The 19,019-nt window shown below is 43.0% G+C and carries 21 protein-coding genes; 8 read left to right on the top strand and 13 right to left on the bottom strand.

The window, feature by feature from the left end:
* Positions 1 to 9 precede the first annotated feature (9 nt).
* From aroQ to VQ643_RS03665, 3 genes are all read right to left on the bottom strand, one after another.
* Positions 10 to 456 (bottom strand): type II 3-dehydroquinate dehydratase, encoded by a 447-nt coding sequence (gene aroQ, locus VQ643_RS03675; protein ID WP_414197920.1) that lies wholly within the window; start codon positions 454 to 456, stop codon positions 10 to 12.
* Between the two features lie 80 nt (positions 457 to 536).
* A complete protein-coding gene (locus tag VQ643_RS03670) occupies positions 537 to 989 on the bottom strand; it encodes a DMT family transporter (protein ID WP_414197919.1) in 453 nt (150 codons plus the stop codon).
* A gap of 8 nt (positions 990 to 997) precedes the next feature.
* Positions 998 to 1,585, bottom strand: coding sequence for a DUF4136 domain-containing protein (locus VQ643_RS03665; protein ID WP_414197918.1), 588 nt, complete (start codon positions 1,583 to 1,585; stop codon positions 998 to 1,000).
* A 231-nt stretch (positions 1,586 to 1,816) separates the two neighbouring features.
* Here VQ643_RS03665 and VQ643_RS03660 point away from each other — a divergent pair, with 231 nt between their 5' ends.
* Positions 1,817 to 2,437, top strand: a complete 621-nt coding sequence (locus tag VQ643_RS03660) for an FKBP-type peptidyl-prolyl cis-trans isomerase (protein ID WP_414197917.1) — start codon at positions 1,817 to 1,819, stop codon at positions 2,435 to 2,437.
* A gap of 31 nt (positions 2,438 to 2,468) precedes the next feature.
* Here VQ643_RS03660 and VQ643_RS03655 read toward each other — a convergent pair whose 3' ends face one another.
* Positions 2,469 to 2,705, bottom strand: coding sequence for a hypothetical protein (locus tag VQ643_RS03655; protein WP_414197916.1), 237 nt, complete (start codon positions 2,703 to 2,705; stop codon positions 2,469 to 2,471).
* 158 nt (positions 2,706 to 2,863) lie between these two features.
* On the opposite strand from VQ643_RS03655, the gene radA reads away from it, so the two are divergent.
* The 6 genes from radA (at position 2,864) to sfsA (ending at position 8,210) form a co-directional block, all read left to right on the top strand.
* Entirely contained in the window at positions 2,864 to 4,228 is a 1,365-nt protein-coding gene (radA, locus tag VQ643_RS03650; RefSeq protein WP_414197915.1) for a DNA repair protein RadA, read from the top strand.
* A gap of 117 nt (positions 4,229 to 4,345) precedes the next feature.
* Positions 4,346 to 4,960: a GTP cyclohydrolase II gene (gene ribA, locus VQ643_RS03645; protein ID WP_414197914.1), complete on the top strand. Its 615-nt coding sequence runs from the start codon at positions 4,346 to 4,348 to the stop codon at positions 4,958 to 4,960.
* Positions 4,960 to 5,370 carry a hypothetical protein gene (locus VQ643_RS03640; protein ID WP_414197913.1) on the top strand — a complete coding sequence of 137 codons (411 nt, stop codon included), beginning with the start codon at positions 4,960 to 4,962 and terminating at the stop codon, positions 5,368 to 5,370. Before ribA ends, VQ643_RS03640 begins: the two co-directional genes overlap by 1 nt.
* Entirely contained in the window at positions 5,370 to 6,197 is an 828-nt protein-coding gene (locus VQ643_RS03635; RefSeq protein ID WP_414197912.1) for a helical backbone metal receptor, read from the top strand. The genes VQ643_RS03640 and VQ643_RS03635 overlap by 1 nt, the downstream gene beginning before the upstream one ends.
* 122 nt (positions 6,198 to 6,319) lie before the next feature.
* Complete coding sequence (locus VQ643_RS03630) at positions 6,320 to 7,495, top strand: pyridoxal phosphate-dependent aminotransferase (RefSeq protein WP_414197911.1); 1,176 nt, start codon at positions 6,320 to 6,322, stop codon at positions 7,493 to 7,495.
* A 1-nt stretch (position 7,496) separates the two neighbouring features.
* Positions 7,497 to 8,210, top strand: a complete 714-nt coding sequence (sfsA, locus tag VQ643_RS03625; protein ID WP_414197910.1) for a DNA/RNA nuclease SfsA — start codon at positions 7,497 to 7,499, stop codon at positions 8,208 to 8,210.
* Here the strand turns inward: sfsA and VQ643_RS03620 are convergent.
* Positions 8,191 to 8,835, bottom strand: a complete 645-nt coding sequence (locus tag VQ643_RS03620; RefSeq protein WP_414197909.1) for a LysE family translocator — start codon at positions 8,833 to 8,835, stop codon at positions 8,191 to 8,193. The genes sfsA and VQ643_RS03620 overlap by 20 nt on opposite strands.
* Before the next feature lie 199 nt (positions 8,836 to 9,034).
* On the opposite strand from VQ643_RS03620, the gene VQ643_RS03615 reads away from it, so the two are divergent.
* Positions 9,035 to 10,315 carry an OmpP1/FadL family transporter gene (locus VQ643_RS03615; RefSeq protein ID WP_414197908.1) on the top strand — a complete coding sequence of 427 codons (1,281 nt, stop codon included), beginning with the start codon at positions 9,035 to 9,037 and terminating at the stop codon, positions 10,313 to 10,315.
* Positions 10,316 to 10,354: 39 nt separating this feature from the next.
* Here the strand turns inward: VQ643_RS03615 and VQ643_RS03610 are convergent, their stop codons facing one another.
* From VQ643_RS03610 to panD, 8 genes are all read right to left on the bottom strand, one after another.
* Entirely contained in the window at positions 10,355 to 11,125 is a 771-nt protein-coding gene (locus VQ643_RS03610; protein ID WP_414197907.1) for a hypothetical protein, read from the bottom strand.
* Between the two features lie 2 nt (positions 11,126 to 11,127).
* A complete protein-coding gene (locus VQ643_RS03605; RefSeq protein ID WP_414197906.1) occupies positions 11,128 to 11,442 on the bottom strand; it encodes a DUF2845 domain-containing protein in 315 nt (104 codons plus the stop codon).
* 47 nt (positions 11,443 to 11,489) lie between these two features.
* Positions 11,490 to 12,275: a hypothetical protein gene (locus tag VQ643_RS03600; protein ID WP_414197905.1), complete on the bottom strand. Its 786-nt coding sequence runs from the start codon at positions 12,273 to 12,275 to the stop codon at positions 11,490 to 11,492.
* A 62-nt stretch (positions 12,276 to 12,337) separates the two neighbouring features.
* Positions 12,338 to 12,634: a DUF2845 domain-containing protein gene (locus tag VQ643_RS03595; protein ID WP_414197904.1), complete on the bottom strand. Its 297-nt coding sequence runs from the start codon at positions 12,632 to 12,634 to the stop codon at positions 12,338 to 12,340.
* A 2-nt stretch (positions 12,635 to 12,636) separates the two neighbouring features.
* Complete coding sequence (locus VQ643_RS03590; protein ID WP_414197903.1) at positions 12,637 to 15,501, bottom strand: DUF748 domain-containing protein; 2,865 nt, start codon at positions 15,499 to 15,501, stop codon at positions 12,637 to 12,639.
* 145 nt (positions 15,502 to 15,646) lie between these two features.
* Entirely contained in the window at positions 15,647 to 16,825 is a 1,179-nt protein-coding gene (locus VQ643_RS03585) for an acetyl-CoA C-acetyltransferase (RefSeq protein ID WP_414197902.1), read from the bottom strand.
* A gap of 74 nt (positions 16,826 to 16,899) precedes the next feature.
* On the bottom strand, positions 16,900 to 18,564 hold the full coding sequence (gene pgi / locus VQ643_RS03580) for a glucose-6-phosphate isomerase (RefSeq protein WP_414197901.1): 1,665 nt from the start codon (positions 18,562 to 18,564) through the stop codon (positions 16,900 to 16,902).
* A 73-nt stretch (positions 18,565 to 18,637) separates the two neighbouring features.
* On the bottom strand, positions 18,638 to 19,018 hold the full coding sequence (gene panD, locus VQ643_RS03575) for an aspartate 1-decarboxylase (protein ID WP_414197900.1): 381 nt from the start codon (positions 19,016 to 19,018) through the stop codon (positions 18,638 to 18,640).
* Position 19,019 lies beyond the last annotated feature (1 nt).

Here is a 19,019-nt window from a genome sequence, read left to right as displayed (position 1 = left end):
CTCCAAAAGTTAAGAATGTTGTTCTAAATATTCAATTGCTGAGGCTAAGGCATGGTCATAACCTTTTGCACCTAAGCCACAAATCACACCTACTGCAATATCTGAAAAGTAGGAATGATGTCTAAATTGTTCACGTTTATGCACGTTTGAGAGGTGAACTTCGATAAATGGGATGCTCACTGCCAGCAATGCGTCACGTATTGCAACACTTGTATGTGTAAATGCTGCTGGATTTATGACTATGAAATCGACTTGCTGGTCACGTGCTTGATGAATTCTATCAATAATTTGGTGCTCAGCATTACTTTGAAAACTACTGAGTTGGTGCCCTAATTGCTGGGCTTGCTGCTCTAAATGAGCATTAATTTGAGGTAAAGTAGTAGCCCCATAAATGCCAGGTTCACGTGTGCCTAATAAATTTAAATTAGGACCGTGCAACACTAAAAATGAAGCCATGCGCTATTTTCCTTTGAGTAAAATAAGATAAATATGCCGTAATTCAGTGCAAATGTCAGCCAATTTAACGAGGTTTATTGTTAACCACGTTGAATAAAGAATATGCCAAATAAAATACAGGCTAATCCCATTATTTTATTGAGGCTGATGGGGTTTTCATGAAAACCAACCCAGCCAAAGTGATCTAGCACTGTTGCACTGCTCAATTGCCCAGCTAACATCAGCACCATAAAGAGCAATGCACCTACTTTGGGGCCAGCAAATGCCATAGTCGTAACAAAAAATGCGCCAAAAACTCCGCCTACCCAATGCCACCACTGTAATTTACCTAATGAAAGGAATGCGTTTCCTTGACCGATACTAAAAGTAATAATAAGTAGCAGTATTGTGCCTACTAGAAAAGAGATGCACGCGGCTGCTAAGGTGCTGCCTAGTGTATTGGCCAGTTGCCCGTTAATGCCACCTTGTACTGGCATTAAAGAGCCTGCTGCAAAGGCAAGAAATAATAAAAAATAATAGTAATAAGTAGACATATATCCTCTTAATAATCAGCAGGTTTAGGCGGAAAGGCGTGTAAAATTCGAGTTATATGTTTGTTGAAGAATTGTTTGCGTTTATCAGGATTAGTCATAGCACTTTGGCTGATTCCTTGAGAGCTGGCGCGCCAGATAAGTTGTTGTGTCTTAGTGTCTAAAATATCAATTTGTAGGGTAATTTTTTCTTGCTTTTGTTCTACTATTTGACTGTTATTCAGGTTGGGATAGGCCTGCATACCAATACGCATGTCGGGTAAATATTGAGTGATGACTTGTGTGTTATCGCCATAGATAATCCAAGCTTTAATGCTGACTTGCGCATTCTGAGTAAGCTGTTTTAAACCTTGTAAAGTAAATTGCTCAGTTACTATGTCTGCTACACGTTGACGGTCAATATCATTGATGATATCAGCTGAATCAGGTTTAAAATTAATAGGTTTAGCAGCATCCCATTGCCACGTATCAATAGTTGAGTAATCATAATTTTTTTCATAATCTAGCTGCTTCAAAGAGCTAGTCTGGCAGCCACTGAGCAGCAGTAAGCCAAGCAGCAGTGCGCTGTTATAGGTGCTTTTAATAGAGGTGTTCAACATACTTCTATCCTTTACTCTGTATTAGTTCAGATAAAAATAAAATCTCAATGTAGCATGTTGGTGCAGGTTGCCAATGGGTATTTAGTGACAGTGTTTATCCGTGCAAAGACTATACTGTGCTTGAAGTTTGATAAAATGGTCCCATATATCAGCAAGAGCGTGCTGGCAGCAGTGAAAGTTAACATAAGGTTGCTTGGTGTTGTCAGTTAAATAAAGTTAGAAAGGATAGTTATGTCTCAAGTTAATTTAAGCACTGATGAAGCGCGCGTAAGTTATGGTATTGGTCGTCAAATGGGCGATCAATTGCGTCAAAATCCGCCTCCAGGCACTACATTAGAAGCTGTACTGGCTGGTTTGAGTGACGCTTTTTCAGGCAAAGAAAGCCAAGTTACAGCAGAAGAATTAGGTAAAAGTTTTGCTGTTATTCGTGAACGTATGCAAGCCGAAGCAGAGGCACAGGCTCAAGTGGCAGCCCAAGCAGGTAAAGATTTCTTAGCCGAAAATGCACAAAAATCAGGTGTTACTGTATTGGCTTCTGGTTTGCAGTACGAAGTTTTGGCTCAGGGTGATGGCACTAAACCAACGCGTGAAAGTAATGTTCGCACGCATTACCACGGCACCCTGATTAGTGGTGATGTGTTTGATAGCTCTTATGAGCGTGGTACACCAGCTGAGTTTCCTGTATCAGGGGTTATTGCAGGTTGGACAGAGGCACTACAGCTAATGCCAGCGGGTAGTAAATGGCGTCTCTATGTACCCAGTGAGTTGGCATATGGCGGACAATCCGTTGGTAGCATTCCAGCACACAGTACATTAATTTTTGATGTTGAATTGCTTGAAGTATTAAGCTAAATAGAAACGGGAAGCTAGGCTTCCCGTTTTTTTAATTGGATGAAAGTAATAAGTTTTGACTATTACAGTATAAGAATAAGGTACGGACTTGCTCTTTCAGGGTTTTAGGTTCAGCGCTGGCAAGTTCCTGTAAGTCTAAGTCACCCTGATCTTGCAATAAGCGAAGAGCCTCGCCTTGCAATTGTGCGCACACTACACCGCTTTCACGATTAATAATGCGCAAGTAGGGTTCAGGTCTATCCAGCCAAGCATCAATCATAAAGGTCATAGAAGGATCCTCTTGGTGGTTTGGAGTTATTGATAATAATTATCATTTGCGTTTAATGCAAGAAATAAATTGACCTTATTAACTTTTTCAATAGCCTGTCTATTAAAAATCCTGAAAAAACTGGTAGGATAACCAGTAAATTTTTGGCGGTACTTTTTATGGCAAAGGCAAAGCGCATCTATGGCTGCACCGAGTGCGGCGCTACTTTCTCGAAATGGGCAGGGCAGTGTGGTGAATGTGGCCAGTGGAATACCTTGATTGAAACTGTCTTAGAAAGTAGCACAAGTGGCGGTAGCGGCCGTGGTGGTTGGGCAGGGCAGCAGGCGCAAATTAAGACCTTGGCTGAAGTCAGTATTGAAGAAATACCGCGTTTTTCAACAAGCTCGAGTGAATTAGACCGTGTGCTAGGTGGTGGTCTAGTCGATGGTTCAGTGGTGCTGATTGGGGGCGATCCTGGGATAGGTAAGTCAACTATTTTATTGCAAACGCTATGTAATATTGCACAAAAACTCCCAGCCTTATATGTGACAGGTGAGGAATCACAACAGCAAGTTGCAATGCGTGCGCGCCGTCTTGATCTGCCTTTAGATCAGCTGAAAGTGATGACTGAAACCTGTATTGAAAGCATCATTAATGTCGCGCGTATGGAAAAGCCGCGGGTGATGGTGGTTGACTCAATTCAAACCATTTTTAGTGAAAGTTTGCAATCAGCTCCTGGCGGTGTATCTCAGGTGCGTGAAAGTGCGGCTCATTTAGTGCGTTTTGCAAAACAGTCCGGTACTGCTATTTTTTTAGTGGGCCATGTGACAAAAGAAGGCTCCTTAGCGGGACCTCGCGTGTTAGAGCATATGGTTGATACGGTCTTATACTTTGAGGGGGAATCTGACGGGCGCTTGCGTATGTTGCGGGCAGTGAAAAATCGCTTTGGTGCTGTTAATGAGTTAGGCGTTTTTGGTATGACGGATCGTGGTTTAAAAGAAGTGGCTAACCCTTCAGCCATTTTTTTAAGTCGTGCTCAAGAGGCCGTTTCTGGCAGTGTCGTTATGGCAACATGGGAAGGTTCACGGCCTATGCTGGTTGAAGTGCAGTCTTTGGTAGATGAAAGCCACTTGGGCAATCCTCGTCGAGTTACCTTGGGCTTGGATCAAAATAGGCTTTCTATGTTGTTGGCAGTACTGCATCGTCATGGTGGTATTCCGACTTACGACCAAGATGTGTATTTAAACGTAGTTGGCGGCGTTAAAGTGTTAGAAACCGCCTCTGATCTTGCGTTAGTTGCGGCTATTATTTCTAGTTTGCGTAATAAACCGTTAGCGCATGACTTATTAGTTTTTGGTGAAGTGGGTTTGTCAGGTGAAATTCGCCCAGTACCTAGTGGTCAAGAGCGCTTAAAAGAAGCCGCCAAGCATGGTTTTAAACGCGCTATAGTGCCTAAAGGAAATGCGCCCCGAGAAAAAATTACGGGTATTGAAGTGCTAGCTGTTACCCGTTTAGAGCAAGCCTTAGATGCGTTGTTTGAATAAGTTGTTATAAAATAACTATTTGGGAAAACAGACTAACTAGCGTAGTCTTCCTTTCTGTTTAATTATCAGGTTATTGGTGCAAAGTCTGGGCTTTGCGTAATTCCAAGGAGTACTCCGGTGTCTGTAGTTTTTGTAGCCTCATCTAAGCTGCCAATGCCATTTGCAGTTTTCACTATGCATGGTTTTTTAGACCAAGAAACAGGAAAGGAACATGTTGCACTCACGCTAGGTGATATTGCAGATGGTCAGCCTGTACTTGGACGTTTACACTCAGAATGTTTAACAGGTGATGCTTTATTTAGCCAGCGTTGTGATTGTGGCGCGCAATTACATGCGGCTTTAGAAGAAATTGCAAAAGCAGGACGCGGAGTGTTGCTTTACCTGCGCCAAGAGGGGCGTGGCATAGGCTTATTGAATAAAATTCGCGCCTATAATTTGCAAGACCAAGGCGCAGACACTGTTGAAGCGAATGAGCGTTTAGGCTTTGCTGCGGATATGCGAGATTATTCTATTTGCCAGCCGATGCTAGAGCACTTAGGTGTGCATTCTTTGCAGTTAATGACCAACAACCCTCGTAAAGTAAAAGCGGTAGAAGGCTTTGGTGTGCGTGTGGCCACGCGCGTTCCATTACAAGTGGGGTTAAACCCATATAATGAGTTTTATTTAGCGACTAAAGCAAACAAGTTAGGTCATATGTTGGGTAAGTCGCATCAAGATGAGCATCATGACTAATGCCAGCATCACTTAAATTTACTTTTCTAGCCCAATGGTGGGGCTTCCTATTGTTGTACGCTGTACCTGTTACTGCTGTACTCTTATTAGGTGAGTCCTTTGAGATGCCGTATTGGTTTGTATTAAGTATTTTTATTTTGGGCTTGCTCAGCTTATTTGCCAACTTAAAAGGCTTTCACCGGTTTAAGCATTGCGTCATTGCTATGGGTAAAAATGACTCAACAGTATTAGATGAGCAATGGGATGACCTGCACCAAGCCCGTCGCCGCGCATTTATTGTGGCAGGTTTTCCTGCATGGATTGGTACGCTAGGCTATATATTTGGCTTAGAAGGTGTGGCAGTGTTACTCCTTTTATTGGGTAGTTTGCTGCAGTTAATGCTGTACCGTATCCCACTACAGCTTAAATAATGCGTATTTTATTGTGTTTATTGCTTAGCTTTAGCTCGTTGGCCTGGGCTAAAGCAGAGCGTGTAGTTAGTCTTGCACCTTCATTAACAGAGGTTATGTTTGACTTAGGTGCAGAATCCTCGCTAGTGGGTATCTTAGAGGGTGGCAAACGGCCTGCAGCGGCCGCGCATATACCTTCTATTGGTAGTCATGGACAGCTTAATTTAGAGCTGTTGCTAACACTTAAGCCAGATCTGGTTTTATATTGGCCAGGCAGTATTCAAAACAGTCAAAAACAAGCGATTGAGCAGCTAGGGATAAGAGTATTTGATGCTAGTACTAATGATTTAGCAAGCTATACTTTACTGTTTCAACGCTTGGGCGATGAATTGGGTTACAGCCAACAAGGTGCCGAGTTGACAGCTCAAGCACAGCAGCGTATTGCGCAAATGCGCCAAACGTATCAGCGTGAAGTGCCTATTCGTGTGTTTTACCAGATTTGGGACAAGCCCATGTTTACTTTGGGTGGACAGCAAATTATCAGTGAAATTTTGCAGGTCTGCGGTGCGCAAAATATTTTTTCTGATATAGCTATGGCTGCACCACAGGTTGACCGTGAAGCAGTTATGTTGCGTAATCCCGATGTTATTCTCACTAGCACAGAGGCCTTAGTGGAGACGTGGAAGCCTTGGACAACTATTAATGCAGTGCGTCAGCAGCAAGTGATTAGCGTACTAGACCATGGTGTGGAACGCCCAAGCTATCAAATGCTTGATGCTATGCAAATGCTATGTGAACAGTTAAAGCCAATGCAGGTTATACCAAGCTCGAAAGCTACTGCAAACTAAGCAATAGTTAGCGGTAACTCGCGCTTTTTTTTGATTTTTCTTATGCTTTCACCAAAGATTAGGCTTTGTCAGCATAAAAAGGTATAACTGAGGAATTATTTATTGCTTAGTTTCTATTTATTATGAGTTATTCATTTAGTGCTCGTAGCCAAGCTATAGAGCCATTTCATGTTATGGCGCTGTTGCAGCGCGCCAAAGAGTTAGAGGCTCAAGGGTTAGATGTTATCCACTTAGAGATTGGCGAACCTGACTTTGCCACGGCAGAGCCTATTGTCAAAGCAGGCCAAGACGCCTTGGCAAATGGTTTGACACGCTATACGGCGGCACGAGGCATTTTGCCTTTGCGCGAAAAAATCAGCCAATTCTATAAGCAGCGTTATGCTGTTGACGTAAGCCCTGAGCGTATTGTGATTACACCAGGCGGCTCGGGTGCCTTGTTAATGGCGAGTTCTTTGCTGGTTGAGGCAGGCAAGCACTGGTTGTTAGCCGATCCTGGCTACCCTTGTAATCGTCACTTTTTGCGCCTAATTGAAGGTTGTGCGCAATTAGTCCCTGTAGGGCCAGAAGTTAAATATCAACTTACTCCAGAACTAATAAATACGTTTTGGGATGAACAGAGCGTGGGCGCTTTAGTGGCTTCACCAGCGAATCCAACGGGTACTGTATTAACCAGAGAAGAACTGCAGGCCTTATCAACAACGATTAAAAGCAAAGGCGGCCATTTAGTTGTTGACGAAATTTACCATGGTTTAACTTACGGGCTAGATGCACCTAGCGTATTAGAGGTGGATCAAGAGGCTTATGTATTAAATAGTTTTTCAAAATACTTTGGCATGACAGGTTGGCGTTTAGGCTGGTTAGTAGCGCCTGAGCATGCGATTAATGACATAGATAAAATCGCCCAGAATATCTATATCAGTGCTTCTACTATTGCACAATATGCTGCGTTAGCTTGTTTTGACGCTGAAACTATTGCCATTTTTGAACAGCGCCGCGCAGAGTTTCAGCAGCGTCGGGATTACCTACTTCCCGCTTTGCGTGAGCTGGGTTTTAATATCGCAGTGGAGCCAGAAGGTGCGTTTTATCTGTACGCTGATGTATCTGCTTTTACGGATGACTCTTATGCATTTTGTCATTTCTTTTTAGAAGAAGAGCAAGTGGCATTTACGCCGGGTATTGATTTTGGGCGTTATCAGCAAAGTACACATGTGCGTTTTGCCTATGCGCAAAGCCTTGAGCGCTTACAGCAAGCGGTAGAGCGTATTGAACGTGGTCTAAAAAAATGGCGGGCACGCTAATATGCAGCTGCCACCTTTAGAAGAAGGACGTTTGGTTAAGCGTTATAAGCGTTTTTTTGCTGATGTGATCTGTGCTGATGGCAGTGAGCTAACCATTCACTGCCCTAATACAGGTTCTATGCTCAACTGTATGCCTGCCAATGCGCGAGTATGGTTTAGCCGCAATGATGACCCAAAACGTAAGCTCAAAGGTACATGGGAATTAGTAGAGACGGCTCATGGACGCTTAGCCTGTGTGAATACAGGGCGTGCCAATGCCCTTGTGGAAGAAGCCTTACGCAATGGCGTAATTACTGAGCTACAAGGCTTTGACCAGCTTAAACGCGAAGTTAAATACGGTGATGAAAATAGCCGTGCTGATTTTCGCTTAAGTTTTGCTCAACAGGCTGTCTATGTCGAAGTGAAAAGCGTTACTTTAGGCTTTGCGGACAGCACAACAGCGGCTTTTCCCGATGCTGTTACTAGCCGAGGTGCTCGTCATTTACGGGAGTTAATGGCGTTGGCACAAGCCGGCGAGCCTGCGGTTTTAATTTATTGCGTTAATTTATCGGGTATAGATAGCGTGCGGGTTGCTCAAGAAATTGACCAACTCTATGCTCAAGCATTAACTGAAGCCGCTAAAGCAGGCGTGCAGATACTAGCCTATGCGGCTGATATAGATCCTCATAACGGGCGTATTGCATTAAGTCATCCACTTAAAGTGATTCTGGAATAAAAACGCTGATAATTAGCAAACTGGCTAAAATTAATAAAATAGCGCCAGTGACACGTTCAATCCAATGGGCAATGGCTAAGAATTTCTGGCGTATCTTGCTGTGGGTAAAAATAATGCTAACCAAGCTAAACCAAAGTGCGGTAATGATTACCATCCACAAACCATAAGCCGCCTGAATCAGTAATGGTGTATGCGGATTAATAATGGTCGTAAATAAGGATAAGAAAAATAAGGTGGCTTTAGGGTTGGTCGCGTTAGTTAGAAAACCTAAGCCAAAGGCTTTATAGCCATTAGTCGCGGGCTCTTGTTGGTTTTGGGTTAAGGACAATGCTTGCTTGGGTTGGCTTTTGATAAAAAGTACACCCAAGTAGAGTAAATAAAGCCCACCCACTACTTTAGCCACAGTTAATAGCCAAGGTAGTGTATGTAAGAGCGCACTTACACCCAGCAATGAATAAATAATATGCACACTTAAACCAAGCCCTATGCCTATTGCTGTGGCAATAGCAATGCTTCTACCGTAACGCAAACTTTGGCGGATGATCACCGCAAAATCAGGGCCTGGTGAAATCACGGCTAACAAGTGAATGAGAGCTACAGCTAAAAACTCAGGTAAGTACGACATATTCTTAGGCTACTCTAGGTGTAGATTAGGTTTATTTTGGATTTAAAAGTGACTTTAACTACGATTTTAGTCGTTTATTTTTCGATAAATCATGAAAAGTCTATTTTCAAACGGTAAACTTGTTTTTTCTGTGCCAGTGCTTGTGCACGACATACAATTTAATCAAATAACAAGCGTGCTTGTTAGCCGGAGCAATACAGTGCAGTTTACTTTAAATAAAACAGCCGTGGCTGTGTGTTTAGCTTTATCTTCCCCTTTTATCTATGCTAATGGTCTTGCTATTAACGAACAAAGTGCCAGTGGTGCAGGTACTGCTTATGCTGGTCGAGCGTCATCTGCATTAGATGCCAGTACGATTTATGGCAATCCAGCTGGGCTTTCGCGTCTACAACAATCAGAAGTGATTTTAGGCGCCGCTGCAGTCAAGGCGAAAGTTGATATTAGTAATGTAAGTACTAGTAAAAAAGGCACTCACAAAGGTGATATGGTGCCTTTTGCCACAGTGCCATTTGCCTATTACGCCACACCTGTAAATGAACACTGGGCGGTTGGGGTTGGCATGTATGTTCCCTTTGCCTTAATTAGTGATTATGAAAAGGCCTTCCAAGGTAGCGATCATGGCTTGTATAGCAAGGTGGCGGTAATGACTATTCAACCAACGGTAAGTTATAAATTTAACGATCATATTGCCGTAGGTTTTGGCCCAACAATTAATCGTCTTGATGGCAAACTCACGAGCACAGTAAACACAAGTGTGATGCCAGGGCAAGCAGACACTAAAGTCAATATTAAAGGTGATGATACAGCCTATGGCTTTAATTTAGGCATCTTGGTTGACTTTAATGAGCGCACGGCTTGGGGTATTACGTACCATTCCAAAGTGGACTATGAAATCACTGGGCATACTAGCGTCGCTGGTGCTCCAGCAGTTCCAGTCTTGGGTAATTTAAATGGTAAATACAGTGCTAAGCTGGATTTAACTACGCCAGAGTCTATTGATACCTCGATTACACATCAGCTCAATGATCAATGGACCATTCATGCAGGAGCCACTTATACCCGTTGGAGCCGCCTAGAAAGCATTGTGGCGAAAAACAAAGGTATGCCAGCGACTACGCCTGAGCAGTTCAGAAATATGGGTGAGAGCTTTAAATGGCACAATACCTGGGCTTACTCTATTGGTGCTTCTTATCAAGCTCGTCCCGATTTAGTACTGCGTGCAGGTTTTGCATTAGATGCGTCGCCTACTACCAATGAGCATCGTACAGTACGCGTTCCAGTGGGTAATCGAAAAATTCTAGCTTTAGGTGCTGGTTGGACGCCGCAACCTAATATGACTTTTGATATCGCGTATGCCTACATTCGTGAGTCTAAAACTTCAGTTAGCCAAACCGAAGGTCAACCACTTAAAGCTCCTTTTTCAGCCACTTATCGTAATAGTGCGCATGGTTTAGTGGGGCAAATGGTTTATCGTTTCTAAATCAAAAACGCCTTTAGGAAACTGCTAAAGGCGTTTTTTCTAGCTATAAAAATATAAATAATCTTCAGGTGATTCGGTATAAAACAAGAACAAATAGTCTTGCTGAATAATTAATTCCTGCATCTGTGCGGCAATATCTTCTGGTAGAGGATAGATCTGTTTTAACCGCTGAATCACCTCTTTGGCTTTATCATTACTAAAGCGCTCTGTCTTAATAAAACCAAGTAAAGCGGCACCTAAGCCTAAAAATTCGTAGCCAAATTCTGTAGTTAAAGACTCAATAATGGCGTAATTTTCAAAGGGATTAAAATCACAGGTAAAATAGCCATTAGGCGTGATAGCAAGTTTTTCTGCGGTATTAGGCAAGTCTGCCATGCGTACCAGTAAGGACTTTTTTAGCGTAGGTAACGGGTTATGATTAACTGCTAGGAAGCTTTTCCAGTCAGCTGCGCTATAGTGCTCAGTTTTTTCAGCCATACTTGCCCATTGCGAAGCAATATCTGTTTGTTGCAGTAAGTGGCGAATAGCAGGTAGCAGATGGAGCGGGTAGTTAGGATCAGCATAATCTACTTCAGCCTCAGACTCCGCGAGTTCAAGGCATTCTATGCAATGCCAACTGGTGTAGTCGCATTGGTTTTGATCATCTAGAATCAGTAAAACAGCTTGAGTTGGATGTTGTGCCTTAAGTTGTTGATAAGTTTGAATAATCTCAGCTATTGAAGAAAACTGTTCAATACGCACATAGCCGGTTAAGTTTTGCATGGCTTGACTTTGCGCATTGTTTACAGCGCATAAGTTAATGTGAGGCATACTTAGTTCTGCATCCGTTGGCTAGTTACTTTTATAAAAACACCATCTTCAAATTTCAGAAAATGATACATGCCGTTTTTAGGGCCATAAATCCATTCTTCTTGGCGCACTTCTAACTCATGCCCCCATTCGTTGACTATGGTTTTCATTCCTAAAAAGGTACGCTCAGTTGGCTCACCACATTTGGCAAGTACTTCATGCGTGGTGGCAGATTGCGTGCTGACTAAACGGCTATTGCACCGATAAGTATCAGCCAAAGCAAGCTGGCAAAGGAAAACTAGACTTATACAAGAGAGCATTGTGATAACAGATTTCATATAGCGTTATATCCTTACAAATGACAGACGCAATTGGTGTTTAAGGATTATTCTTGTTGTAACCAATTCCATTGGTTATTTTGCCAAAATATAAAACCACCACCGCATGATTCGGCCTCATGAACATAAAGCGCATCGTATGTGAGCCTCTGAATTTCTGCTTCAGGTACATCAGCAAAGTTTCTAAAGTCATTTTCGTAGTTTGACCATAAGGGCTGACCTTGTGGTACTTGGGTTAAAATAGCAAAAGGGTAGCTATCAATATTAAATACATCGGCGCCACCACCTAAATAAGATAGGCTAGGCAGTGCATTTGCTTGATGATTAATAAATACAAGTAAGATATTTTCATCTTGGTCTTGTGCACGTAAGACATCATCTAAAACACCATCGCCAAAGAAGTCACCTTTTAACGCAAACGCTTTATAGTCTGTAGCTAGTTTAAGCTTAAGCTGACTAGCGTATTGCGATAATAGCTGCTGTTTTTCAGCTTCAAAGTCGGCTTTGGGTTGTAAATAAATATCAGCGATATAGGCTGAATTGCTGTCTATGCCTTTTTCAAGATCATCTGCAATATCAATGGAGTCAAAATCAATACGCTGCCAATGGCCTTGCTCTGCTGTGTGTTCATCTTTGATAGAAATAGGCGCTGCTTGCTCAACTAAACGTACTGGGTAACCGTAAGGGAGTTTTCCTATGCGCTTGCCATTGGGTGCGTCACGGATAATTAGGCCGTTATCAGCAGTGACATAAAAAAGGTTGTCGTCGGCGGCAATAGTAAAAGGTGTAACCAATAAAGCCAGTAATCCTAAGGTGTATTTTAGAGCCTTCATAGTTATACTCAGCGTGGAAAAAGAATAAAAAAGCGGATCAAGTTGGCATTATTGGTATTTGATTAAGGCATACGTTGAAATTCGATTTTCTCTAAGCGTGACCCTACAAAGCGCAAAATATGCATGCTTGAGCCTTCGCGGTAGACCCATTCTTCGATGATTAATTCACGATCTTTGTTTGGACTGACAGTGTAACCAATGCTTTCTTTGTAGCTAGGCTCACCGCATTTTTCCTGTACTTGGAAGGCGCGGTCACCGACTTTAGCAATAGCTTGCCCGCAGCGAAAACTGCTAGCAAAGCTGCTGGAGGCGACGAATAAGCTGCTAGCAGCAATAATGGCGGTTAGGATACTTTTCATGGTTAGCCTCCAAGATGTAGCACAGTCGCTACTTTTTGCTGCTCATCTTGCTTGGTATCACTGACATCGAGCAGGTAGAGCCGTTCGCTGTCTATCTTACCTTCTTCCGTTAGGAATTGCTTAATAACAGCAGCCCGCTGCTGGGCCAGTAAACGTAAATAACGAGGCTGTTTTTCCCAGTGAGTCGTTAATGCTTGCTCCATAGCTTCTACGCGTTCTGAGCGAGAGAGCTGTTTCCATTCTGGGTTGAATGTCAGTTTATTGTTCTGAATAAGTATTTCCAGCAGATCTAAACGTTCGCCAGTTGAAAAATCGATTACTTTATTTTCATCGGGTAGGCGTTTGCCACGCTCTTTTAAACCTTGAATGTAGGTTTCTCTTAGCGTTGACTGTAAACGATACTGTGCCAGTATAGGGGCGTCTAGAACTGGGCTGCTGGTGCCTTCAATCTCTAGTTTAAGTAAAGGGCGCTCTTGTAAGCCTTTAGATAACGTCAGTAAGGCTTTTTTCGCTTCATCATTGAGTTCCACGCTACCCGCGGTAAAGGCAACTTGACTTAAATCTTGATTACCACCACCTGCGATTTTCGATACAAACTTAAAGGGCGCTTGCACTGCGCGCGTGAGTAAATTACGCACAGTTTGCCAAATAATAGGACCAACGCGAAATTGTGGGTCTTCTAGATTGCCACGCAAAGGTAGGTCGATATCAATTTGCCCTTTACTGTCTTTGAGTAGTGCAACGGCTAACTTAATAGGTAGATTGACTGCATCTGGGCTTTCTACTTTTTCGCCTAGTTGCAATTGTTCTAGAAGCACTTTGTTTTGGGCTTGTAATTGGCCACGTTCAATCTGATAGTTTAAATCTAATGTTAAGCGGCCTTTACGAATCCGATAGCCTGCGAATTTGCCAGAATAGGGCGTCAGTGTGGTGAGCTCAACATTTTTAAAGCTAGTTTCAATAGCTAGCTTACGTAACGGATCAAAAGGTGTTAGTGAACCCGCAATAGTGACAGGTGCATAGGCGTCCACCTTGCCTGTAATATTAACGCTGGTGGCTGTATTTTGCTGGTTATTAATACTGCCGATTTTGCCATTGAGTTGTTGCAGTGCTGTAGAGAAGTTTTGGCTTAAGCTAAAGTCAGCAAAGTTGGCAGAGCCGTTATTGATTTGAATACCTTGAATAGATATTGGCATTGGCTTGCTAGTGGCAGCAGGGCTAGCCGTTTTGTCAGCAATGATTAACTCACCCACGTTGGTTGTTAGGTTTTCATTAATAATAAAACGCACGTAAGGCTTGTTTAGGGTAATTAAGCCCAGCTTTAAATGTTTGTCTAAGACAAAGTCAATATTATTAACGGCAACACTATCCCACTTTAATAGATCGCGTTTATTAATCGCATCTTTGGTATGCAGGTTATTTAGTGTTACATCACCACTAACGCTGGCGCTTAGTTGCTTGCCCATTGCCAATTTTAGTGCAAGATTGGAATCTAATGTCGCGCTGCGTAACTCTACACGTGCCACTGGTGTAATCCAGGCTTGAGCCTCAGTTAAGTCGAGGTTATTGGTGCTGATATTAAGATCAACAGTTAAAGGTGTTAATTGAATTTTACCTTTAGCAGCAAGCTGACCAAATTCTTCTATTTGCGATTTAACATTAAGTTCAAAAGGTTTAGTGCCAGCAAGGTCAAAGTTACTTAGCTTAATATCCATTTTGCTCGTATTTAAGCTAACAGGAATACTTTGGCTGGCATCCTTCCAATGCAGGCCTGAATTAGTGAGCGCTATGCTTTGAATAGCGACAGCCCAAGGTTTTTCAGGGGTGGTTTTGTCGCTGGTAGTGGCTTTGGGTTTAGCTGCTTTAGCTGGAGGAAGAATTTTTTGCCAATTAATTTGTTGGTTTTTATCCAGATCAGCCCAAGCTTCTAAACTATCAATGGCCACTTTGCCGATATTGACGGTTTGCTCAGTTAAATTAAAACTAGCATCGCTTACGGCCAGTTGCTTGAAGTTAGCTAAAGGCAGGTTGTTTTTATCTGTTAAAGCCAGTGGGCTAATAGTTAGAGCCGCTTTTTTAAGCTTAAGCTCAAGGGCTTGATGTAGGCTAAATTCATACTGCGCTGTGACTCCTACTTTGCCTTTTTTTAGTTTTAGTTCAACAGCTTGAGCAACATACGGCCACCAGCTTTTTAGGGGTACTTTATTGACGTTAATAATGCCTTTAGATCTTAGCGGATTAACGGTTACGCTGCCTTGCCATTCTAGCTCTGTTCCATCACTAGCCACGAGACTAAGGCTAAGGGGGGCGTCGCTATCAGGGCGAGTGTCAATTTGGCTTAGGTTCAGATTAATTTTATTAAAGGTGACATCTACTGTTTCTTTTTGTTGTTGATCAGCGTAACGAACGCGGCTGTCAATGATCTCAAAACGGTTGATAACAACAGGAAAAATGTCGTTATTGGTTTCTGTTTTGGAGGTTTCTGATTCAGGAAGTGTAAAGAGTTGAGTGAGGTTTAAGTTGCCTTTTTTATCAAAAAGTACACTGAGGTTAACGCCTTGAACACTCACTGCGTCTAAATGGGCTGCACCTATCCATAAGCTATCTAGTTCTAGATTAGCCTGTAGATGCTGGATGCTGGCTTGGGGCATATCCATCTCACCTAAGCTTACTCCCCAAACATCTAGCTTTAAGCTAAAAGGGTTGAATTCAATACGATGGATATAAGCAGGCACATTGGCATAGTTGCTTAACTGTTCTTTACCTATTTTTAGGGCAAGGCTAGGTAAAAGTAAAAAACCGACCCATGCATAACAGGCAGTGCCTACAACAAAGATTAGCGCGGCACGCTTGAACACTTTAAGCATAAAGTAACAGTCCTTTTTATTATCAGAAGGTAATACGAGAAAGAGATTGTACCTATAGATATAAAAATTACGTAAGTGTTCCTTGAGAATTTTGTAAACAATAGACAGGTTCGATCTAATCTGTGACTAGATCGAACCTTGAGGGTTAGCGCTCAATGGCTAAAGCAACACCCATTCCGCCGCCAATACAGAGAGTGGCTAGACCTTTTTTAGCGTCTTGGCGAATCATTTGATGAACCAATGAAACTAGGATACGGCAACCAGAAGCACCAATAGGATGGCCCAAAGCAATAGCACCACCGTTGACGTTAACTTTGGTTGTATCCCAACCGAGCTCTTTATTTACGCTAAGTGCTTGGGCAGCGAAAGCTTCGTTGGCTTCAATAAGGTCTAAATCGTTAATTCCCCAGCCAGCTTTAGCTAAACAGCGTTTTGTGGCGTCTACAGGGCCAATTCCCATAATGCTAGGGTCAACACCTGCACTGGCATAAGCTTTAATAGTTGCCAGTACACTGAGGCCTAGCTCTTTGGCTTTTGCCGCGCTCATAAGCATGACCGCCGCTGCGCCGTCGTTAATGCTGGATGCATTACCTGCTGTTACTGAACCTTCTTTTTTAAATGCTGGGCGAAGTTTGCTTAAGCTTTCGGCTGTGGTGCCAGCACGAGGGCCTTCATCCGTATCAAAAATAACAGGATCACCTTTGCGTTGCGGAATGCTAACAGGTGCAATTTCATCTTTAAAACGGCCAGCTTCAATAGCTGCTACGGCTTTAGCTTGCGAGTTAGCAGCAAATTGATCTTGCTCTTCACGTGTCAGTTGGTATTTTTCCACTAGGTTTTCTGCGGTAATACCCATGTGGTAGTTGTTGTATACATCCCACAAGCCATCTTCGATCATGCTGTCTAGCATTTGGGCATGTCCCATGCGTAGACCAGTACGTGCTTTAGGTAGGACATAAGGCGATAGGCTCATGTTTTCTTGGCCACCAGCAATAATGATCTGCGCATCACCACAGCGGATGGCTTGTGTTGCAAGGTGCAAGGCTTTTAAGCCAGAACCACAGACTTTGTTAATAGTCATTGCAGGTACTTGCACCGGCATCCCAGCTTTGATTACGGTTTGTCTGGCTGGGTTTTGTCCGCTACCAGCCGTTAATACTTGGCCTAAAATAACTTCATCTACTTGGGCTGGATCAACGGCTGTTTGTTCTAAGAGCTTACGGATAACAACAGCCCCTAAATCAGGCGCCGAAATATTGGCTAACGCACCTTGGAAGCCACCAATTGCAGTACGCGTTGCTGCAACAATCACCACATCATGCATATCAAGAACCTTATCAGGAAATAACAATAATAGTGGCGAGTAGCTCGCCACGGCCGAGCGTTAACTCAACACAATTAGCCGCGGTGACGATTACGGAAAAAGTCGATTAAGCCTTGTGTTGAAGCATCTTCAGCAGGCGCAACTGCTTGACCAGTTAAGCGCTGATAGACGTTATTACCAAGTACCTTACCCAGTTCAACGCCCCATTGATCAAAAGCATTTGTGCCCCAAATGACGCTTTGTACAAATACTTTATGTTCATATAGAGCAATTAAAGCACCTAAACGGCGTGGGCAAACACGCTCTAACACTAATGTATTAGTAGGGCGGTTACCAGGTATAACCTTATGTGGTGCAAGTTGCTGTACTTCTTCTGGGCTTAAACCTTGATGGCAAAGCTCTTGTTTGGCTTCATCTAAGGTTTTACCTTGCATTAGCGCTTGGCTTTGCGATAAACAGTTGGCATACAGCCACTGGTGATGATCTTCTACAGGATTATGACTTACAACAGGCACAATAAAGTCAGCAGGTATTAAGTGTGTGCCTTGGTGTAATAATTGATGATAAGCATGCTGTCCATTACAGCCCACCCCACCCCAGATAATAGGGCCAGTGGCATAGTCTAAGGTGCTGCCATCTTGGCGAACAGATTTGCCATTAGACTCCATATCTAGCTGCTGTAAATGCTGGGTGAAATTACGTAAGTAATGGTCATAAGGCAAAATAGCATGGCTTTGTGCGTGCCAAAAATCGCTATACCAAACGCCCAGTAATGCCATAATAACAGGCATGTTTTCAGCAAAAGGAGCTTGTTGAAAATGCTGATCCATACTCCAAGCGCCTGCCAGCAATTCTTTGAAGTTTGAAATGCCAATAGCTAAAGCAATGGGTAGGCCTATGGCAGACCATAGCGAGTAGCGCCCGCCCACCCAGTCCCACATAGGGAAAATATTTTCTTCAGCAATACCAAATTCAACGGCGGCTTTGGTGTTGCTGGAAACTGCAATAAAGTGGCGATCTAACTTATCGACACAGCCACCTTGAGCAAAGTACCAAGTGCGTGCAGCTTGAGCATTTTTTAGGGTTTCTAAGGTGCCAAAAGATTTGCTAGAGACAACAAATAATGTGGTTTCTGCTTGAATGCACTGGGTCAGTTCATGAAACTCACTGCCATCAACATTGGCTAGGAAATGGCAACGCACGCCTTGCTGGGCAAAAGGGAGTAGCGCTTCAGAGACTAACTGAGGGCCTAGAAATGATCCACCTATGCCAATATTAACAACGTCAGTAATAGGTTTTTCACTGTAACCACGCCAAAGTCCATTGTGGATACGGTTAACCATTTCCGTCATTTGTTTAAGTACATTATGCACTTGTGGAATAAGATCAACGCCATCTACAACTAGCTGGTCGCCAATTGGGCGGCGTAAGGCCGTATGCAGAGCTGGACGTTGCTCAGACGCATTCACCTTTTCACCGTTAAATAAGGCTTGAATGGCTTGAGCTAAACCTGTTTCCTTAGCTAGGTCAGTTAATAAGGTTAAGGTTTCTTGGGTGATAATATTTTTTGAGTAGTCCAGCAACAGCCCGTCATGATTTAATGAAAAATGTTGAAAACGCTGTTTGTCTTGATTAAAAGCCTGGCGCATAGAAAAATTATGCATGGCTTTTTGGTGTTGTTGTAGTGCTTGCCAGCTAGGCAGTTGACTAGCATTGAGCGGATGCTGGTAATGACTCATAACAGTAATTTCGCCTGGAAATAAAGAAGCCCGAAGTTAGAGCATACCAACTTCGGGCTTTATGTGTTGTGATTTAAGCTAACTGCACAGGGATTGCATTGCTGCTGTGGCTCACATCACCATTAGCATCCATGTAAAGTACATGAGGAGTGTGAGTTTTTAAATCCTCATCGGTGTACAGCGCATAAGCGCAAATAATTAGGCGATCACCAACGCTAGCTTTGTGTGCTGCAGCGCCATTGACAGAAATAATTTTGCTGCCCGCTTCACCGCGGATGGCATAAGTGGTGAAACGTTCGCCGTTATCAACATTATAGAGTTGGATTTGTTCGTATTCACGAATGCCTGCCATATCTAGCCAATTGCCATCAATTGCACATGAACCTTCATAATCCACTACAGCGTGAGTTGTAATGGCCCGATGCAGCTTGGCTTTAAGCATGATGCTTTGCATG

It is taken from the genome of Pseudomonas sp. F1_0610 (assembly GCF_047470865.1).
Classification (GTDB): domain Bacteria; phylum Pseudomonadota; class Gammaproteobacteria; order Pseudomonadales; family Pseudomonadaceae; genus JAZDRH01.
This window is presented reverse-complemented; position numbering and strand designations above follow the sequence as displayed.